The organism is Chryseobacterium gilvum (assembly GCF_025628965.1).
Lineage (GTDB): Bacteria > Bacteroidota > Bacteroidia > Flavobacteriales > Weeksellaceae > Chryseobacterium > Chryseobacterium gilvum.
On sequence record NZ_JAOTEN010000002.1, the window covers coordinates 303,963 to 319,890 of the forward strand.

The 15,928-nt window shown below is 38.2% G+C and carries 15 protein-coding genes; 5 read left to right on the forward strand and 10 right to left on the reverse strand.

What is annotated here, in order from left to right:
* Position 1: 1 nt before the first annotated feature.
* A complete protein-coding gene (locus tag N0B16_RS08015; protein WP_262990289.1) occupies positions 2-697 on the forward strand; it encodes a C40 family peptidase in 696 nt (231 codons plus the stop codon).
* Positions 698-762: 65 nt separating this feature from the next.
* Here N0B16_RS08015 and N0B16_RS08020 read toward each other — a convergent pair whose 3' ends face one another.
* Genes N0B16_RS08020 through N0B16_RS08045 form a run of 6 tightly spaced genes read right to left on the reverse strand, consistent with a single transcriptional unit; the run spans position 763 to position 7,025 of the window.
* Positions 763-1,344: a pentapeptide repeat-containing protein gene (locus N0B16_RS08020; RefSeq protein ID WP_262990290.1), complete on the reverse strand. Its 582-nt coding sequence runs from the start codon at positions 1,342-1,344 to the stop codon at positions 763-765.
* Between the two features lie 27 nt (positions 1,345-1,371).
* A complete protein-coding gene (rodA, locus tag N0B16_RS08025) occupies positions 1,372-2,601 on the reverse strand; it encodes a rod shape-determining protein RodA (RefSeq protein ID WP_262990291.1) in 1,230 nt (409 codons plus the stop codon).
* A complete protein-coding gene (locus N0B16_RS08030) occupies positions 2,598-4,622 on the reverse strand; it encodes a peptidoglycan D,D-transpeptidase FtsI family protein (RefSeq protein WP_262990292.1) in 2,025 nt (674 codons plus the stop codon). The genes rodA and N0B16_RS08030 overlap by 4 nt, the downstream gene beginning before the upstream one ends.
* On the reverse strand, positions 4,619-5,125 hold the full coding sequence (locus tag N0B16_RS08035; protein ID WP_262990293.1) for a rod shape-determining protein MreD: 507 nt from the start codon (positions 5,123-5,125) through the stop codon (positions 4,619-4,621). Before N0B16_RS08035 ends, N0B16_RS08030 begins: the two co-directional genes overlap by 4 nt.
* Positions 5,118-5,972: a rod shape-determining protein MreC gene (gene mreC / locus N0B16_RS08040; RefSeq protein ID WP_262990294.1), complete on the reverse strand. Its 855-nt coding sequence runs from the start codon at positions 5,970-5,972 to the stop codon at positions 5,118-5,120. The genes N0B16_RS08035 and mreC overlap by 8 nt, the downstream gene beginning before the upstream one ends.
* 27 nt (positions 5,973-5,999) lie before the next feature.
* Complete coding sequence (locus N0B16_RS08045; protein ID WP_262990295.1) at positions 6,000-7,025, reverse strand: rod shape-determining protein; 1,026 nt, start codon at positions 7,023-7,025, stop codon at positions 6,000-6,002.
* 238 nt (positions 7,026-7,263) lie between these two features.
* Between N0B16_RS08045 and hemA the strand changes: the two genes are divergently transcribed.
* From hemA to hemE, 4 genes are read left to right on the forward strand one after another with little or no spacing between them, the layout of a single operon-like run.
* Positions 7,264-8,538 (forward strand): glutamyl-tRNA reductase, encoded by a 1,275-nt coding sequence (hemA, locus tag N0B16_RS08050; RefSeq protein WP_262990296.1) that lies wholly within the window; start codon positions 7,264-7,266, stop codon positions 8,536-8,538.
* On the forward strand, positions 8,525-9,433 hold the full coding sequence (gene hemC / locus N0B16_RS08055; protein WP_262990297.1) for a hydroxymethylbilane synthase: 909 nt from the start codon (positions 8,525-8,527) through the stop codon (positions 9,431-9,433). Before hemA ends, hemC begins: the two co-directional genes overlap by 14 nt.
* Before the next feature lie 32 nt (positions 9,434-9,465).
* Positions 9,466-10,140 (forward strand): uroporphyrinogen-III synthase, encoded by a 675-nt coding sequence (locus N0B16_RS08060; protein ID WP_262990298.1) that lies wholly within the window; start codon positions 9,466-9,468, stop codon positions 10,138-10,140.
* Between the two features lie 2 nt (positions 10,141-10,142).
* Positions 10,143-11,168, forward strand: a complete 1,026-nt coding sequence (gene hemE / locus N0B16_RS08065) for a uroporphyrinogen decarboxylase (RefSeq protein WP_262990299.1) — start codon at positions 10,143-10,145, stop codon at positions 11,166-11,168.
* Between the two features lie 124 nt (positions 11,169-11,292).
* Here the strand turns inward: hemE and N0B16_RS08070 are convergent, their stop codons facing one another.
* From N0B16_RS08070 to N0B16_RS08085, 4 genes are all read right to left on the reverse strand, one after another.
* Positions 11,293-12,513, reverse strand: a complete 1,221-nt coding sequence (locus N0B16_RS08070) for an aminotransferase class V-fold PLP-dependent enzyme (protein WP_262990300.1) — start codon at positions 12,511-12,513, stop codon at positions 11,293-11,295.
* Between the two features lie 159 nt (positions 12,514-12,672).
* Positions 12,673-13,314: a 50S ribosomal protein L25/general stress protein Ctc gene (locus tag N0B16_RS08075; protein WP_262990301.1), complete on the reverse strand. Its 642-nt coding sequence runs from the start codon at positions 13,312-13,314 to the stop codon at positions 12,673-12,675.
* 54 nt (positions 13,315-13,368) lie between these two features.
* A complete protein-coding gene (locus N0B16_RS08080; protein WP_262990302.1) occupies positions 13,369-14,307 on the reverse strand; it encodes a ribose-phosphate pyrophosphokinase in 939 nt (312 codons plus the stop codon).
* A gap of 84 nt (positions 14,308-14,391) precedes the next feature.
* A complete protein-coding gene (locus N0B16_RS08085) occupies positions 14,392-15,924 on the reverse strand; it encodes an SGNH/GDSL hydrolase family protein (RefSeq protein ID WP_262990304.1) in 1,533 nt (510 codons plus the stop codon).
* Positions 15,925-15,928 lie beyond the last annotated feature (4 nt).

A 15,928-nucleotide genomic window follows, 5' to 3' on the forward strand; every position in this document is an offset into this window, starting at 1 on the left:
TATGAAGAAAAGAGTTTTGTTTTATTTAGTTGCATTTGTATCTACAATATCACTTCAATCATGCGTTACCAATTATGTAGTTTCAAAACCGGCAACTTACACTAAAGAATACAAAACAGATGCCAAACTTGCTTCCATCGATACTCAAATGGAAAAGGATAAGAAGATGCTAATCAGCTCTTTCGTTTCTGAAAAGACAGTGGCTTTATCTAATGAAAAAAATTCTTTAAAAAATTCTGAAATCGCAAAAGCGATCAAACATAATAACACAATCGACAATATATTAGCAGAAGCTTCAACGTACCTTGGAACTCCTTACCGATTCGGAGGAACGACGAGAAACGGTATAGACTGTTCAGCTTTTGTACTTTCTGTTTTCGGTGCAGCAGCGGGTCTTAATTTACCAAGAGTTGCCGCTTCACAAGCTCAGCAAGGAGACCGAGTAGAAAAATCAAATCTACAGAAAGGAGATTTGATTTTCTTCTCACACGGATCTAGAATCTCTCATGTAGGGATTGTAGAAAGTGTAACAGCAGAGGGAGAAGTCAAATTTATTCATGCCGCCACTTCTAAAGGCGTAATGATTTCGTCACTTAATGATTCTTACTGGGGTCCGAAATTCAGATTTGCGAAGAGAGTCATTAATGAAAACGGCGATAACTATAATAATTTAGCATCAGCAACAACAAGTTTTTAAACTTAAATAATTGATTTAAATAAATGAAGCCATCAAAATTTGATGGCTTTTGTTTTTAAGCAGATTTATGAAGTCGCATCAATATCAATCTGAAATACATCCAAAAGACCATGTACTTCAGAGCGTGAGAACTTTGCTTTTTTAAGCCTGTTTACCAACGGATTAATAGAGTAATGAAAAGAAGTGCGAAAATCAGCCTTTTCGAGAATAGTGTTTTCAAACACAGCACCGGAAAAATCGCAGTTTGAAAATACAGAACCTGATAGATCGCATTCGGTAAAATCTACTTCAGTCAGTCTTGAGTTTTTAAACAGCGTTTTTTTGATGACGGTTTTATAAAAGGTAGAATTGTCTAAAAGACATTCATCAAAAGAAATAGACAAGCCAAAACCATTACAATCATTAAAAGCCATCCCAAACATTTTGCAGGACTTAAAAACTACTTTACGAAAAGCAGTTCCGGATAATTTTGCCAGGCTTAGATTACATGTGATAAATTCACAATCGGCAAATTTAAACCCGGAAAGATCAGTATATTCAAAATTGCAGTCATAAAATGTACAGTTCTCATACTCTCCTTTTTCCAGTACAATTCGAGTAAAATCCTGATGCTCAAAATTCTGATCCGAAAGGTAGGTCTGTTTCATTGGTTTATATAAAACTGCAGTATAAAATTATACAAGGCTGTTTTTATCGGTATAGTTTAATTTAAAAAAGATAAAAGTCATGATAGAAAAGGCAAGCAGCGAACTGCCTCCATAACTGAAATAGGGCAAAGGAATCCCCACCGTCGGGAAAAGCCCCATAACCATGCCTAAATTAATAGAAAAGTGCATCAACAAGATGGAAGCAAATGAATACCCGAAAACTCTGTTAAAGGCAGATTTCTGCTGTTCTGCGAGATAGTAGATTCTCCCGATGAAGATCATGTAGCATAATATCAGAACGGCACTTCCTACAAATCCCCATTCTTCACCCACGGTGCAGAAAATATAATCGGTTTCCTGTTCCGGAACAAATTTTCCCTGCGTTACAGAACCTTCGCGGTAGCCCTTTCCCAGAAGTCCGCCCGAACCGATGGCGGTTTTAGAATATAATAAATTGTACCCGGAAGTATCTCTGAATGCTTTTTCACCTTTATATAGAACTTCAATTCTTTCTCTTTGGTGTTTTGGCATTTTTTCCAGGACGAAAGGGGTCGCAAAAGCCAATCCGCACAGTAACAAAACCGATCCTGCAATGCTTGCAATAGAAATTACATCCCAATGCATTTTATAAAAATTGACCGCAATTAAAACGGCAGCGATCAAAACAATAGCAATTACAACATATAAAGGATTTACCGCTAAAGAAACCAGAAATACACCTGCAAACAGGAATCCGATCCCGAAAAGCCATCCACTCAGCCCCTCTCTGTATAACGCCACAAAAAATGCCGTAAAAACAAGAAGTGACCCTACATCCGGAATGGCCAGAACAACTACCGCAGGAACTCCTACAATCGCTAAAGTAGTCCACAGTGATTTTCTCTGTTTTAAATTAAAATCCGGCCCCGAAACGTAGTTGGAAAGCATTAAGGCGACTCCAATTTTTGCAAATTCTACCGGCTGCATGGTAAAGCTCCCGAATTTATACCAGTTTTTTTGTCCTAAAATTTCTTTACCGAAAGGAAAAAGGCCGATTAAAAGTAAAACCCCGCCAATGTAAATAATCCCGGACATGTTCTCAAAAAATTTGCTCCTGCTGAAAAAGATAACCAGCCCAGCAAAAAGGGAAATTCCGAAAAAGATAAGCTGTTTTTTTCCTAATCCTGCGTCAACACTATAAATATTGGCAATGGCAAATAAACAAAGCAGTAAGTAAAGACCAAGCCCCAGTTTATCTAATCCTTCCGTCCATTTCATTTTTTTGAGGTTTTTGAGGTTTCTGCTTCTATTTTTTTCTTCAGTTTTTCTTTTTGAAGTTTAATATAATTCAGGCTGTCCTGTTTTTTCTTCAGCAAAACAGAATCCGGTTTAGGCTCAATATACAATCCTTTGCGCTTCAGGTCTGCCACCCATTGCCTTTTATATTCGGGCATAAAGCTCGAAGTAATCATTTTTTTATAAAGATTTTCTCTTTTCAGATCTCCGGTAATATATTTTTCCGCAATCACGGTAGAAGCGGGACCTGCCCATGTTGCGCCGAAACCGGCATGCTCCATTACAGCAACCACCACTATTTTGGGTTTATCGGCAGGAGCGATCAATACAAAGATAGAATTGTCTTTTCCCTGCGGAACCTGTGCGGTTCCGGTTTTTGCCAATTGCGTAAAATCATTTGATTTCAATCCTCTTGCAGTACCTTGTAGCACAACGGCTTCCATTCCTTTCAGAACCGGTCCAAAATGTTTAGGATCTACCAATGTCTGATGTTTCTTTTTAAACCTCGGATCAGGATTCGGTTTTCCATCAATCGCTTTTACGATATGCGGTGTATAATACCACCCTTTATTGGCTATCGCTGCAACATAATTGGCAAGCTGTAAAGGCGTTACCATGACATCACCTTGTCCCATCCCATTAAAAACAGCACCTGTAGCCAGAGGGTCCCAGTTTTTGTGATCTTTCTTGGATCCGCTGGCTTTAAGGATAGATTTCATTCTTTTTTCATAAAATTCTCCGGATGGAATCCTGCCTTTTGCGCCTACTGCGAAATCATTATTTAAAAATTCTCCTACCCCAAAACTGCTCATGATGGCTTTCCACTCATTGACTCCTTTTGAAGGATTTCCAGGATATTTATTGATAATTGCTAAATACGCGTAAGAAAAAAAGCAGTTGCTGGAAACCTGAATGGAGGGAATTAACGGTTCTGCCCCGCCATGACCTTTGATTCTCAACCCTCTGTAATTAAAACCTCCACCGCAAGGAAAAACTGTATTTTCATCCATTACCCCCATTTGCATGGCAGACAGTGCGGTGAGTAACTTAAATGTAGAACCTGGAGGATATCCTGCCTGTAAAGACCGGTCAAATGTAGGTTTGTTTTCGTAAATCGTATCTTTTGATAGGGCATACAGGTTTTTTGATTTATTAGGACCTGTAAAAAGATTAGGATCAATATCAGGACCTGTCGCAGCAACTAAAACTTCCCCATTATTAGGATCTATCGCGACAATTGCCCCATGTTTATTCACCATCATCTCTTCAGCCATTCTTTGGAGATCATAGTCAATCGTTAAGGTAATATCTTTTCCGGTAACCACGTCTTTGTCTAAGGTTCCGTTTTTATAAGGGCCTACATTCCGGAGTTTGATATCTTTCTGAATGTACTTCATTCCTTTAATCCCACGGAGCTCTTTTTCGTATGATTTTTCAATCCCTGCTTTTCCGATGAGGTCTCCGGGTAAATAATAAAGAGAATCTTTTTTTATTTCTCTTTCATTGACTTCACTGGTGTATCCCAAAAGATTTCCCGACGTAGAGACTTCATACTGTCTTTGCGGGCGCTGTACGATACTAAAAGCAGGGTATTTAAATATAATTTCCTGTGCTCTTGCAATATCTTCTCTGCTGAGATCCTTGATAAATGTCATCGGAGTCAGTTTAGAATAATATTTTTCTTTTTTAATGATTTTGATTCTGTTGATAAAATCCTGTTTGGTAATCTTCATTAAATTACAAAATCCCAACGTATCAAAGTCCGGTTTCATCAATGCCTGTGTAAAAGAGATTTCGTAAGCCGGCTGATTTCCTACCATTATTTTTCCGTTCCGGTCAAAAATGACTCCTCTTTGCGGGATGACATATTCAATTTTTATGGATGTATTAGCTGCATTTAGCGCATATCGGTCTGTAAACAGCTGCAAATAAGAAAGCCTTACTACAAAAATTGCAGCAATGATAACGAGTACAGAAAATATTTTTAAATAGCGTGTATTCAAACTTTTTGTTTGATTTTAAATATTAGTGCGTAAATAATGATAAATATAAAAGAAATTACACTAGTTACCAACACATTAAGCAAGATTTCAAAAATTCTGCTGAATTTGAAAAACTCGATATACTGTACCAAAAGCTGATGTAAAAATATGCTTGAGAAGAGGAACAGTAAAAACTGCGACCATTGTAGAGACTGGAACGAGAAGAAATCGGTAGAAGTATCGGTAGAGGTCCTAAAAATCAAAGTTCTGAAATACGCAATCACCGTTGTGGCCATCGCATTCATTCCCCATGAATTCAAAAAAGCATCAATAGAAAGGCCTATTAGGAAACTTAAAGCCAAAAATTGGTATTTATTTCTGAAAAAAGGATAGAACATCACAAATACGGGATACAAAACCGGCGTATATTTCCCGAAAAGTGTAATCCTGTTCAAAACAAAAATCTGTAATGCAACAAGAAAAACCATGATCAAAAGATCTGTAAATAATGTTCTGCTAATCATTTTCTTTTTTTATAACAGCCTGCATGGTGTCCTGGATTTTCTGTACCTCCGCTTTTTTCAGGTTTTTAACGACGAAAACTTTGCTTAAGGCACCCATTTTTTCACTGAGCTCTACGGAAATATCCCAGAATCCTGTTTTATTATCCACAGTATAACCTGCGATGGTACCTATCATGATTCCTTTCGGAAAAATAGCTGATTTTCCATCAGTTACAATCGTATCTCCTACTCTCAGTGAGACATATTTAGGAACATCAGCCAAATGCATCACTCTGGAATTGTCTCCTCTCCAGGTTAAAGTTCCGAAATACCCGGAATTTTTTAAAGCAGCATTGATTCTGATTTTATTGACACTTAATACAGACTGTACCAGTGCATAACTGTCGGTAGAATTGATGACGATTCCCGCAATTCCTTTGGGAGCCATGACGCCCATTTGAGGAAAAACCCCATCCCGTTTTCCGCGGTTGATGGTAAAATAATTATTTCTCCGGTTGATGCTGTTGAAAACAATTTCTCCGTCTACAAAAGTATAGATTTGTCCGCCACCCAATGTATCGTGTACTTTTCTGAAAAGAGGGTTTTTTGCGCCTTGCTTCCCATACAGTTCTACCATTAAAGCTTTGTTTTGAGCAACCAGATCTTCATTAATCTGTTTAAGTTTCAGGTAAGAAACTCCCTCGTCAATATATCCGGAAACCCGTGAGTTAAATGCGGCAGTCTGTCCCGCAATCCAGGATCGTTGCATGGCATTTTGGGAGAATATCAGAATAAGAGCAATAATTTGCAGAAAAATAAAGAATACAAACAGCGCATTCTTCGAAAATAATCTCAGCAAAAATCCCATTCAGATAAAGTCGTAAAAAGTTAAAATTTATTTAATTAAGAAATTGAATTTATCCATATTCTTAAGCGCAATTCCTGTTCCGCGAACCACTGCTCTTAAAGGATCTTCAGCCACAAAAACAGGAAGCCCCGTTTTTTTGTGCAATCTGTCTGCAAGACCTCTTAGCAAAGCTCCTCCTCCTGCAAGATAAATACCTGTTTTGTAAATATCGGCAGCCAATTCCGGAGGGGTTAAAGAAAGAGTTTCCATAACAGAATCTTCAATTCTGATGATTGATTTATCTAAAGCGCGGGCGATTTCTTTATACCCAACCATAATTTCTTTTGGCTTCCCTGTAATCAGGTCTCTTCCCTGTACAGGAATATCGTCAATATCAACATCAAGATCTTCAACAGCGGAACCTACTTCAATTTTAACTCTTTCAGCAGTTCTTTCACCAATATACAGATTATGATGCGTTCTCAGGAAATATGCAATGTCATTCGTAAATACATCACCGGCGATTTTCACAGACTTATCGCATACAATACCTCCAAGTGCTACTACAGCAATCTCAGTCGTACCTCCTCCTATGTCGATAATCATATTTCCTTCCGGCTTCTGCACGTCAATTCCTACTCCTATCGCCGCCGCCATTGGTTCATAAATCAGTCTTACTTCTTTGGCGTTTACTTTTTGGGCAGAATCTCGAACGGCTCTCTTTTCAACCTCTGTAATTCCTGACGGGATACAGATCACAATTCTTAAAGCCGGCTGAATAAATCTGCCTTTGATCCCAGGAATTTTTTTAATAAATTCTTTAATCATGTGCTCAGAAGCATGGAAATCTGCAATCACGCCATCTTTCAGCGGACGGATTGTTTTGATATCCTCATGAGTTTTTCCCTGCATATGTTTAGCCTGTTCACCTACCGCGATCGGTCTTCCTGTAGACCGCTCTATAGCGACTATTGAAGGCTGATCTATAACAATCTTATTATTGTGGATGATAAGCGTGTTGGCGGTACCTAAGTCTATCGCAATCTCTTGCGTAAACATATCGAATATACTCATAATTTTGTCCTGATTTAAGTTTACAAAGATATAAAATTAAAGACCACTTATAATTATATTGTTAAATATAATTTGGTTAAAATTTTATTAAATTTTCATTCCCAAGAAGCTTTTTTTAAAAGTTTTCCGGAGAGGTGAGACAGTGAAGTTACGAATCATTTTATAGCTTTTCACGATAATTATCATATATATTTTCAGGAATGGTTTCCGTAAAAAATCCGTAAATTTGCTCTTGCTTATGATACAGTATTCTAATATACATCAGACCTCGAATTTCGCTGTACTTTCTGTGAGTTATGAAAAAGCAGATGGTGAAACAAGAGGAAAATTTGCATTTTTTGACGAAAATATTAAAACCTTTGTCACCCGCATTCATGATGAAAATCTTGGAGACGCTTTCGTGGTCTCTACCTGTAACCGAACAGAAATCTATACTACGACTCTGAATTATCTTTCTGTCGCAGAAGAATACTGCAAAACAATTGATGTAAGCCTTACCGATTTTCTTCAGTTTGCCAATATTTTAACAAAAGAAGAAGCACTGCAACATTTGTTCAGGGTTGCAGCAGGCCTGGAAAGCCAGATCATTGGTGATTTTGAAATTATCGGACAGATTAAAAAAGCATATGCGCGTTTCAGAAAAGAAAGGCAAAATTCAAATCCGTTTCTGGAAAGAGCCATCAATTCTGCGATCCAGATTTCCAAAAGAATAAAAAACGAAACCGGAATTTCTAACGGAGCCGCTTCTGTTTCATACGCCGCAGTACATTATATTTTAAATAACCAGAAAAGAATTACCGAAAAAAACATTCTGCTTCTGGGAGTAGGCGAAATCGGGCAAAACACGGTAGAAAACCTGGTTAAGCATGTGTTCCAGCCGAGAATAAAGATAACCAACCGTACTCAGGAAACCGCAGAAAAAATCTCTCAGAAATACAATATCCCTCATATTGACTATGAAAATTTTAATGAGGAAGTTAAAAATACCGATATTCTTATTGTAGCCACAGCATCAAGGACACCAATTGTAAACCAGTCTCATTTTAAGAATGGAAAAGAAACCCTGGTTATCGATCTGTCAATTCCTCACAATGTGGATAAAAGCGTTTCTGATATTGAAAATATTACTTTGATTGATGTCGATGAACTTTCCAAACAGATTCAGCAAACCATTCAGCAAAGAGAAAAAGAAATTCCGAAAGCGGAAAAAATCATCAAGGAAATGACCAAAGACTTCCTTGAGTGGGAAAAAAAGAGAAAACTGGCTCCCAATATTCATCATTTCAAAGCTGTTTTAAAGAACATGGAACGCAATGAAATGCATAATTTTTACAAAAAAAATAAATACATAAACATCACAGACATGGAGCTTTCTGAGAAAATGATTCAGAAAATTACCAACCGTTTTGCAAAATATATCATTGATAATCCTCTCAGAGCAGAAGAAATTAGTAAATTAATGCACGAAATATTAGTTGAACAACCCAATAACGAATTCAATGAAAAGCATTAGGATAGGAACCAGAAATTCTGCGCTTGCGCTGTGGCAGGCAAGAGAAGTCGCAAGACATTTACAGAACAACAATTACCTTACAGAGATTACTCCCATCGTATCTTCAGGAGATAAAAACCTAAACCAGCCTCTTTACGCATTGGGAATTACAGGCATTTTTACCCGTGATCTTGATGTGGCGTTACTCAATGACGAAATCGACATTGCCGTACATTCCCTGAAAGATGTTCCCACAAAACTTCCGGAAAATATTGAACTAGTCGCCTACCTGGAAAGAGATTATCCGCAAGATGTGCTTATCCGGAGAAAATCTTCAAAAGATAAAGAATTTCACGAGCTAAAACTGGCAACCAGCAGTTTGAGAAGAAGAGCTTTCTGGCTGAAACATTATCCCGAAACAGAATTTTTCGATATCAGAGGAAACATTCAGACCAGACTACAAAAACTGGAAGAGCAGGATTTTGATGCCACTATTTTATCTTTAGCCGGGATCAGAAGAATGAAAATGGATATTGATTACGAAATGCTTCCCTTGATGATTCCTGCCGCATCTCAAGGCGTTATTGCCATTGCAGGACATTCTGATAAGCCGGAAATCAATGATATCCTGAAAAAAATAAGCCACCGCCAAACCCAGATTTGTGTTGAGATTGAAAGAAACTTTCTAAGCACTCTGGAAGGTGGATGTACCGCTCCTATTGGTGCATTTGCCGAAAAAATTGAAAACCAGATCCGCTTCAAAGGGGCGCTCTGCTCATTGGATGGTAAAAATTATATTGCGACTGACGAAAGTTTCGAGTATAATGAGCATGAAAATTTCGGGGAAAAATTTGCACATGTTGTTCTGGAAAACGGCGGGCGCGAACTGATGGCAGAGATTAAAAATCATTTATAGATTCAATCTTGTTACTCGGTGTACTTCTAACCATGAAAATATTGTTTACCAAACATTTAGATACTGAATTACTGTCCAGAGAGATGGGAAAACATATTTCGGCAGAATGTATTGAGGTTATTGCGATAAAAGATCTTGAGGTTAGAGCATTTGATTTAAAAGATCATTCACTGATATTTACCAGTAAAAACGGGGTGAATGCTTTTTTTAAAAATAATTTTGAGCCTAATGAAAATTTTGCCTCAAAAAACTATAACAAGATCTATTGTGTGGGTGAAAAAACGAAAAAAGAGCTCCGGAAAAACGGTTTCGGAACCTTTAAAGTTATGAAAAATGCCGAAACTCTTTCAAAATTTATCCTCGAAAAATGTCCACAGGAAAAATTCATCCATTTTTGCGGAAATTTAGCAATTGATGTCTTAGACCAGGAGCTTCCGCTGCAAAATATTGCGTATAAAAAAGTAACGGTTTATCATACGGAAGAACTCAATCCGATGATCCATGAAAAATATCATGCGATAGTTTTTTTTAGCCCAAGCGGAGTTCGTAGTTTTGCGAAAAATAATTCTCTGGTAAATATGTTGCTTTTTTCAATCGGAGAAACCACGTCTAAAGAAATAAGAAAATTCAGTTCAGAAAAAATATTCACTTCTAAAGCCAATACTTTAGCTTCCGTATTTGAGATGATCCGGAAAGAAATTAAATAATTATGATTAAAAACGACCTGTATTTAAAAGCACTTCGAGGCGAAACTGTAGAAAGACCACCGGTCTGGATGATGAGACAAGCCGGGAGATACTTACCTGAATTCATTGCTCTCCGAGACAAATATGACTTTTTTACAAGATGTCAGACGCCAGAATTGGCCTCTGAGATTACCGTTCAACCCATCAGAAGATTTCCTTTGGATGCTGCGATTTTATTTTCTGATATCCTGGTCGTTCCTCAAGCCATGGGAATTGATTTTAAAATGAAAGAAAATGTAGGACCTTGGCTGGATAATCCTATCAGAACGATGGAAGATGTGCAAAATGTTATCGTTCCCGATGTGAATGATACATTAGGATACGTTTTTGATGCGATTGAACTTACTTTAATCAAATTAGATAACGAAATTCCGTTAATTGGTTTTGCAGGCTCACCGTGGACGATTCTCTGCTACTGCGTGGAAGGAAAAGGAAGCAAAGCTTTTGATATTGCAAAATCGTTCTGCTTTCAGCAGCCGGAAGCGGCACATCTTTTACTGCAAAAAATTACAGATACAACAATTGCCTATTTAAAAAGAAAAATTGAAAAAGGGGTTTCTGCGGTTCAGGTTTTTGATTCCTGGGGCGGAATGCTTTCTCCACAGGATTATCAGGAATTTTCATGGCAATATATCAATCAGATTGTTGAGGCTTTAAGCCCGCTTTCCCATGTGGTGGTCTTTGGAAAAGGATGCTGGTTTGCTTTGGAAGATATGATGCAATCTCCAGTTTCTGCATTGGGTGTTGACTGGACGATAAAGCCGGAAACCGCAAGAGCATTAACCAATCACAGCATGACGCTGCAGGGAAATTTTGATCCTGCAAGGTTGCATTCTACACCGGAAACCATTAAGAAAATGGTAAACGAAATGATCAGCCGTTTCGGAAAAGACCGGTATATTGCCAATCTTGGCCACGGAATTTTGCCAAATATTCCTCTGGAAAATGCGGAAGCGTTTATCCGGGCTGTAGTAGATTGGAAACCCTGATTTAATGCAAATTTAGAATTAAAAAAACCTAACAGGTTTTAAAAACCTGTTAGGTTTGGATCAAAACAAAATCCCTTCAATTTTTGTTGAAGGGATTTATATGTTTAAAGATTATTTCCTAAAATTAAGACAACATCTTTTGGGCTTTTCTCACGCCCTCAACCAAGGCATCAATTTCACTGAAAGTATTATAAACCGCAAAACTCGCTCTTACCGTTCCTGCAATATTAAAGAAACTCATGATCGGTTGGGTACAGTGATGGCCTGTACGTACGGCGATCCCCATTTTATCGAGAATCATCCCTACATCGGAAGAAATTCCTATTCCTTCAAGATTGAAAGAAACAACCCCTGTTCTGTTGGCTTTTTCACCATAAATTTTTAGACCTTCGATTTCCAAAAGTTGTTTCTGAGCGTAATTCAATAAGGCGTTTTCGTGATTTTGAATATGCTCATGTCCCAATCTTTCAATAAAATCTACAGCTGCTCCCAATGCGATATTTCCGCCTACGTTTGGCGTTCCGGCTTCATATTTAAATGGTAAACCTGCATAAGTGGTTCCGTCAAACGAGCATGTCGCGATCATTTCTCCTCCTCCATGAAACGGAGGAAGGTCTTCTAAAAGACGTTGTTTTCCGTACAGAATCCCCGTTCCCATCGGAGCATACATTTTATGTCCCGAAAACACGAAAAAATCACAATCCATCGCCTGCACATCAATTTTAAAATGAGGGGCAGACTGCGCTCCGTCGATGACGATGTAAGCATCAGAATTCTGTCTCGTTTTAGCGATGATCTCTTCAATAGGATTGACAATCCCCAATGCGTTTGAAACATGGTTTACGGAAACTACTTTTGTTTTTTCATTTAAAAATTCATCTAAATAATCCAGTTGGAGAATCCCGTCTTGATCAATCGGGATTACACGAAGTTTTGCCCCGGTTCTTTCACACAGCAATTGCCACGGAACGATATTGGAGTGATGCTCAAGGTAAGAGATGATAATTTCATCGTCTTTTTGAAGCTTCTGTGTTAAAATATAAGAGATAAGGTTGATTCCTTCGGTTGTGCCTTTGGTGAAAATAACTTCAAAATCATGTTCGGCATTAATGAAGTTCTGGATTTTCTTTCTTGAAAGCTCCATTTCGACAGTTGCCAATTGGCTCAGCGTATGAATACCGCGATGAACATTGGCATTGATTTTCTTATAATATTGATTCCAGACTTCTAAAACGGAGTTTGGTTTCTGAGAGGTTGCCGCATTGTCTAAATAAACCAGTGGTTTGCCGTTTACCTGTTGGTTTAAAATAGAAAACTGACTTCTTATTTCCTGAATGTCAAACATTTATTCAAATTTTATCATTACATCGTTCTTTATTTAGAACTTGTCAAATTTACGACTTTTATCCAAAAGTCTGCCGGATTAATAGCGTGATAGATTTCATCTAAAATAAAAAACCTGCCATAAAAAATGACAGGTTTTAGTATTGTGATTAAGAATTTCTTATTCAGCTGCTGCTTCTTCAGTTGCCGGAGCTGCTCCTTCAACTTCTGTTGCAACTTCTTCATCGTCATCATCTGCCATAGCACCTCCTTTAGCTGCATTTCTAGACATTTTAACAGCTACAACCACTGCATTGTCCGGGTGCATGAAAGTATATCCTTCAGCTTTAAGACCTCCTACATAAAGTTTGTTACCAATCTTTAATGAAGTAATATCTACAACTACCTCATCCGGTAAGTTTGCAGGAATCGCTTTTACTTTCAATTTTCTGAAAGACTGACGTAAAACACCACCAGCAACAACACCTTTAGAACGACCTGTTAATCTCACAGGAACTTCCATAACTACCGGCTTATCGTCAGATAATCTGTAGAAGTCTGCATGAATAATTTTGTCTGTAATGGGGTGGAACTGAATATCCTGAAGAACTGCAGGAATTACCTGTCCGTCAACTTCAATAGATACCGTGTGTGCTTCAGGAGTATATACCAAACCTTTGAACGCTTTCTCTAAAGCAGAGAAGTTCAATGGCTCACCACCTCCGTAAACAACACAAGGAACTAATTCAGCATCACGTAAAGCTTTTGTCGACTTTTTGCCCACGCTTTCTCTTTTTGTACCTTGAATTGTAATAGATTTCATTTATAAAAATTTAAAAATTTGTTTAAAACTACTTCGCAAATAGCTCATTATCAATTAAATAATAAACTTACTGCTGATCGATTGATGCTCATGCACCATCTTCATCACGTCTGCAAATAATGGGGCGCAAGATAGCACTTTTATTTTAGTTGACAAACTAGTTTTTACAGGAATTGAGTCTGTTACAATAACTTCGAGTAATTGTGAGTTCTCAATATTGTCATATGCTTTCCCTGAAAGTACTCCGTGAGTGGCCATTGCTCTTACCGATTTTGCCCCTTTTTCCATCAAAATATCTGCCGCTTTACAGAGCGTTCCTGCAGTATCGATCATATCATCAATCAGAATCACATTTTTCCCTTCCACGTCTCCTATCAGAAACATTTCTTCGATCACATTTGCTTTTTTTCTTTCTTTATAAGCAATTACTACATCTGCGCCTAAATGACCTGCATAATTTTTTGCTCTTTTTGCGCCTCCCATATCCGGAGAAGCAATGGTCAAATTATCAAGATTCATATCTCTGATGTAATCTACGAAGATCGTAGAAGCATACAGATGATCTACAGGTATCTCAAAGAATCCCTGAATCTGGTCTGCGTGAAGGTCCATGGTCATAATTCTCGTTGCGCCTGCCGCAGTCAAAAGATTGGCAACCAATTTTGCTCCGATCGGTGCTCTCGGTTTGTCTTTTCGGTCCTGTCTTGCAAGCCCGAAGTACGGCAGTACTACGGTAATGCTTTTTGCAGAGGCTCTTTTTGATGCATCAATCATGAGAAGAAGCTCTAAAAGATTGTCTGCAGGCGGAAATGTAGATCCTATCAGGAAAACCCTCCCTCCACGTACAGATTCGTCTAAAACAGGCTCAAACTCTCCGTCGCTGAACTCCTGAAAGTTGATTTTCCCTAATTCTTTCCCATAATACTGGGCAATTTTTTCTGCGAGGTCTTTACTCGTCCTTGTAGAAAACAGATAACTTAACTGATCGGCCATTTTTACTTTTTAAAAGATTTGCAAATGTAAAAAAAACCACAAGAATACGTCTTGTGGTTTTAAGTTTTTATTTATTCTTACATCTTAAGGAAATGTAACTCCCGAATATTTATTTGGATCTACCTGTGGCAGTGTAGATTTATATTTCATATTGATGGCTTTGATAAATTCATTGGCCACAATAGCATACCCTCTTCCTGTAAGATGGACACCATCCAGAGAGAATGTACCGCCCGTTACAAATTTCGCTGTGTATCTTACCCCGTCAAATGAAATTCCTGACTGACCGTTAAGGTCAATCATCTTTTTATTCGCATCTACAAAAGCCAAGCCATACGTATCTGCCAATGTTTTAATAGAAGCATTATAAGCGTCTACTGCTGTTTTTACTCCTACGGCTTCTGTTTTGGTAAGTACGTGCTGATTTTGTAGAGGATAAGAAATTCCATACACATTAATTGATGCGGGAGCTCCCGGAGCTGTAGTTCCGATCACGCCTCTTGTCGTCAGTAAAATATAATCTTCTGCCGTAGTCTGTCTAGCCTGTCCGTAGATCTGCCCGAATGCAGTTGCCGTTGGAAGCCCTAGAGCCGGTGTAAGAGCCGCTGTTAATTGTGCGGAAAGATTGGGAAGCGAGGTATCTTTAATCAACACAGGATTTGCTGTCGTTGAAGAAAGCAGATTAATTCTTGTTCCTGCTCCTAAAGCCGTAAGAGCCTGTTTAAGAGGTCCGTATAAACTGGCATTAAGTGTATTAAGGTTAGCACCCAATGCAGCTGGAGTAAGTGGATTATAAGGAACTGTACTAAAATAAGGAATAGAAGTCACATATGGGATATTTGCAATAACTCCTTTTGTAGCTCCGCCTGCTTTTAATTTATCAAGCCCCGCTTTAATAGACGCTGCAACTACGGCAGGATCCGAAATATCGTTTGCGCCATAAGTAGCAGGATTCGTATTTCCTGCCTGATTAACACCCGATCCTCCGCTTGTAGCGTAGCTTAATACATCATTATTGCCGATCCAGTATGAGAAAAATGTCGGATGTTTTGCTACCGCATCATCTACCACATTAGAAGTTGTACTTGATGAAAATCTTACATAATAAGGATTGGCTGTTCCTGCAACAACTCCAGCCAAGCTTCCGTATCCTGGAGCTATAAGATGGAACGATTTTGCGCCCGGAACTCCGAAGTTATTTAAATCTCCTGTAATTTTATTGGCAATATTTGTAGTAGGTGCAGCTGTAACATTCGTTATATTCGGTGAACCGTTTACAAATGACTGAATATACAATTTTGTAGCCTGAATAGGTGTTGTACCTAATAATAATCCTCCGTTATTATCTGCCATCAATGGCTGCACAAAATTTCCGCCTCCGGCCAATTTCATTTGCCCTGCAATAATGTTGGGATAAGACTCGTTTTGTCCGTCAATATATAAAGCGTTATCCCTGTATCCTGAAGTTAGAGAATTCCCTAAAGAAACATATTTAGAAAAATCTGCCTCACCGCTGGTTACGGCAATGTCTTGTACATCTGTGTCAAAATCTGTTTTACACCCTGCTGTAAAAAGTAGCGCCGAAACAGCAATTGTAGATATTATAATTTTTTTCATAGTA